2 protein-coding genes are annotated in these 2,923 nt (G+C 30.6%); one reads left to right on the forward strand and one right to left on the reverse strand.

Going from position 1 to position 2,923, the window contains the following annotated elements; genetic code table 11:
- Positions 1–244 precede the first annotated feature (244 nt).
- Complete coding sequence (dusB, locus tag CKF59_RS05500; protein WP_119534960.1) at positions 245–1,411, reverse strand: tRNA dihydrouridine synthase DusB; 1,167 nt, start codon at positions 1,409–1,411, stop codon at positions 245–247.
- Positions 1,412–1,610: 199 nt separating this feature from the next.
- Here dusB and hemB point away from each other — a divergent pair, with 199 nt between their 5' ends.
- Positions 1,611–2,621 (forward strand): porphobilinogen synthase, encoded by a 1,011-nt coding sequence (hemB, locus tag CKF59_RS05505; RefSeq protein WP_119534961.1) that lies wholly within the window; start codon positions 1,611–1,613, stop codon positions 2,619–2,621.
- The last annotated feature ends 302 nt before the right edge of the window (positions 2,622–2,923 follow it).

The raw sequence follows: 2,923 nt of genomic DNA on the forward strand, positions 1-2,923 counted from the left end.
TTTAAAAACTCTATACAATGCAAAAGAAATACTTTTTGTTCATGATATTAATTTAGTTTTATAAAAGTGCTTTTCTAAGTATCAATTTCTTGTTTATTGATATCAATAAAATATTGACATTTTATTAAATATATATTAAATTAGTAAGTGAAGTATGTCCTCTCTCTTATAAGAGAACATAACACAATCAATCAATTAATTAATTGATTGTTTCCTGAGAAGAAAGTTCACATACCATGATAAGTCATGGTATGTTTTTTTTATTTAAAAACTCTATACAATTTAAAAGAAATACTTCTTGTTCACGATATGAATTTAATTTTATAAAAGTACTTTTCCAAGTCTCAATTTCTTGTTTATCAAAAATTTCATTAGCAGTATTTTCGATAATAAGTTCTTTTATTATTTTTTTATGGGAGAGGTTGGTAGGTATCAAGAAGTTATTTTCGATTTGTTCTTCTAGATTATTGTAAGTTTTTTTGTAGTAAACTTCAGGAAAGATTTTTTCTAAATACCAAATAAAATGTTTTCGAGCGATTTTTACGCCTATGATTTCTTGATAAGATTTTTGGATATTTAATAAGTGCTGCACTGTAATACAAAATTTTTCTTTTTTCGTCGGAACATAATACTTTTTCCCTTCATCAATAGCGACTAGTTTAGCTATTAGCCATGGATCACCTTGACTAGCTCTTCCCACCATAAAAGCATCTGCGTTTGTGATATCTTTCACATATAGTAGTTTTTCAACGCTATCTATATCTCCATTAGCTATGACTGGAATCTCTAATTCTTGTTTTAGTTCTTTTATCGTTTGATATTCAGCATGTCCTTTAAATAGATCTTTGCGAGTACGACCATGTAGCGTTATAGCTTTAATCCCTAAATCCTGAGCCATTAAAGCTAACTCTAAAGCATTTCTATGTTCAGAATCTACTCCTGTACGCATTTTTAAAGTAACGGGTGTACTTCCTGCAGCCTTAATAACACTTTGTAAAATATCCTTTACTAATTTAGGGTCTGCCATAAGAGCGCTTCCAGCTGCTTTTTTTACCACTTTCTTTGCAGGACATCCCATATTAATATCTATAATATCAGCAAGATTATGCTTAACAATAAGTTTAGTTAAGGTTGCCATATCATCAGGGCTATGACCTAGAATTTGTAAGCTTCGCGGTACAAGATATTTTTGAAAATCTGACTCTTTATATTCTTGAAAGTTTAAATGCTCGAGACTATGACCTTGTTTAAGAAACTGTTCATTAGCTAATACCATTTCAGATACCGCATATCCCACGCCATGTTCTAAATGCACCTGTCTATAAGGTACATCACTTATACCAGCCATTGGGGCTAAGGCTATTCTGTTCTTTATAAAAAAATTATCAATGTAAAAGCCGTTTTTACTCATAAGTTTATTTATTGTTAATGCTTTAAAACCTCTATATTATACTTTGGGTGAGTAGCTAATGTTTATCTTTTTATTGGAATAATTATTTCTCTGGCATGAGCTTAGAAGAGAAAAAGTTATATTTAAAGCTAGTAGGAGTATAATGTAATAGGATTAAAGAGAAATTAACATACGTAAAAATATTGAGGTAGGTATTATTATGGGTTTTAATATTTTAAATAGATCTTATCCTAATACTAGATTACGTAGAAATCGTAAGAGTGAGTTTGCTCGTAGTCTAGTAAGAGAAAATACTTTAACAGCCGATGACTTAATTTACCCCGTATTTGTTTTAGAGGGAGAGAATCGCAAAGAAGAAATTCCTTCAATGCCAGGGCAGTTTAGATTATCTGTAGATTTATTAGTTGAAAGTGCAAAAGAATGGTTTGCAGATGGGATTAAAGTCATAGATTTATTTCCAGTTATTGAAAGTAATAAAAGTTTATTAGCTGAAGAAGCATATAATCCGAATGGATTAGTACAACGTTGTGTTAGAGCTTTAAAAGCAGAGCTACCTGATTTAGGAGTAATGACCGATATTGCTCTAGATCCATATACAACTCATGGGCAAGATGGTATTATTGATAATAATGGTTATGTGCTAAATGATATCACGGTTGATGTTTTAATAAAGCAAGCTTTAAGCCATGTTGAGGCTGGTGCTGATATAGTTTCACCTTCTGATATGATGGATGGAAGAATAGGTGCTTTAAGAAAGGCTCTTGAAGAAGTTGGTGCACATAATGTACAAATTATGTCTTACTCTGCTAAGTATGCTTCGGTCTTCTATGGTCCTTTTAGAGATGCCGTAGGATCTAGCGGAAACTTAAAAGGTGGTAATAAGTATACTTACCAAATGGATCCAGCGAATGGTAACGAAGCATTACATGAAGTAGCACTAGATCTTAATGAGGGTGCGGATATGGTTATGATTAAGCCAGGATTACCTTATTTAGATGTAGTAAGACAAGTTAAAGATACTTTTAAAGTTCCGACTTTTGCTTATCATGTTTCAGGTGAATATGCTATGTTAAAGGCCGCTTCTGCTCAAGGTTGGTTAGATTATAAAAAATCAGTACTAGAAACCATGATTTGTTTTAAAAGAGCAGGTTGTGATGGTATTCTTACCTATTGTGCACCTGAAATTGCAAAATGGTTAAAAGAAAATTAATTGATTTTGTAATGTTTAAATAATTTCTGCTTTTATGCTTTTATTTTGTTATAAAATTTCTCCGAACTTATAATTAAAGTTCGGAGAAATTTTTTAATTTTGTAGTACAAAGAAGTGTTAGATTTTAGTTTATTATTAATGTTACATTAAAAGTAGAAGCTTACTATTAACTTGGATAAGAAGATTTGTGTTTTATTAAAATTATATAGTCTTGATGTTGATCTAATGCAAAACTATAAATTTAAGAGAAAATAAAGTCCTCCGAATTTCATTTGAAATTCGGAGGACTTTTCTAATAATTA

Origin of the sequence: Psittacicella gerlachiana (genome assembly GCF_003585965.1) — a bacterium.
Classification (GTDB): Bacteria; Pseudomonadota; Gammaproteobacteria; order Enterobacterales; family Psittacicellaceae; genus Psittacicella; species Psittacicella gerlachiana.